General features: G+C 63.7%; 1 protein-coding gene. It reads left to right on the top strand.

The genetic code is table 11. From position 1 onward, the window contains the following. The first annotated feature begins 70 nt into the window (after positions 1–70). Positions 71–1,096: an IS110 family transposase gene (locus IAG41_RS22860; RefSeq protein WP_187731013.1), complete on the top strand. Its 1,026-nt coding sequence runs from the start codon at positions 71–73 to the stop codon at positions 1,094–1,096. Positions 1,097–1,283: the final 187 nt, after the last annotated feature.

The raw sequence follows: 1,283 nt of genomic DNA, 5'->3' as shown, positions 1-1,283 counted from the left end.
TGTTCCCCGATAGATGAAGGTGCGGGCTCACGACTTGCAGCCGGGCCCATACATCGGACGGAGAACAGCCATGGACGAGTATATCGGACTAGACGTCTCGCTGAAAGAGACGGCGGTATCTATCCGGCGCGCGGGTAAGCGGGTCTGGCGCGGCAAGTGCGCGTCGGATCCGCAGCTGCTCGCGGCACTGATCCGCAAGCATGCGCCTGCCGCGAAGCGGGTGGTGTTCGAGACTGGGCCGCTCTCTGTCTGGTTCTTCCATGCGCTCATCGCGGAGGGGTTGCCGGCGATCTGCATAGATGCGCGTCATGCGAAAGCTGCGCTCGACATGGCTGCCAACAAGACGGACGCCAACGATGCGGACGGTCTCGCTCATCTGGCAGAGGTCGGCTTCTTCCGTGAGGTGCGGGTGAAGGGCTTCGACAGCATGCTGTCGCGCACGCTGGTTGCGGCGCGAACGAAGCTCGTCCGGGCGACGTTGGATGTAGCGAACCAGGTCCGCGGGTTGATGAAGACGTTCGGGCTCATTGTGCCGCGTGGCATAGGCGGCAAGTTCGACGCGAACGTTCGCTCCTTGCTCGACGGCCATACCGAACTCGCCCGGATCATCCTGCCTCTGCTTGAGGCATGGCGGAGCATGCGCATCCAGGCGACCGAACTGAGCCGGCAGCTCCTCGCCGAGGCCCGCAGGAGCCAGCAGTGTCAGCAGCTGATGACGATCCCCGGTGTCGGAGCGATCACCGCTACGGCATACCTGACCGCGGTTGAGGATCCTGCCAACTTCAGCCGATCCCGTTCGGTCGGTGCCTGGCTCGGACTGACCACAAGACGCTATCAATCAGGCGAGGTCGACTATGACGGCCACATCTCCCGACGTGGCGACACCCACGTCCGCGCACTCCTGTACGAGGCAGCCGTCGTGATCCTGACCCGCAGTCACGCCGACAGTGATCTGCGCCGCTGGGGCATGAAGCTTCGCGAGAAGATCGGCTTCAAGCGGGCCGCAGTCGCCGTCGCACGCAAGCTCGCCGTCATCATGCATGCGATGCTCCGCTCAGGTGAACTCTTCACCAGGACGAAGATCGCCACCGCTTAACTCACGAGCTCGAAAGCGCCTATGGCGTGACGAGGCGTCCCTGCCGGGACGTAGGCTGGTCCATTCCGCAGCTGCCGTTGCACCACGAACTTCGGTTCGCTTCGTGCGTAACGAACATTGGAAGGACCGTCCCGCGAAGCCCCATGATGCGGCGGCCTATGCCGACCGCGAAGACGACCATGCTCCC

This window comes from Sphingomonas sp. JC676 (assembly GCF_014489075.1).
Taxonomy (GTDB): domain Bacteria; phylum Pseudomonadota; class Alphaproteobacteria; order Sphingomonadales; family Sphingomonadaceae; genus Sphingomonas.
This window is presented reverse-complemented; position numbering and strand designations above follow the sequence as displayed.

Coding starts and splice junctions, on each gene's coding strand:
- IAG41_RS22860 (WP_187731013.1), top strand. CDS start 71: ATGGACGAGTATATCGGACTAGACGTCTCGCTGAAAGAGACGGCGGTA.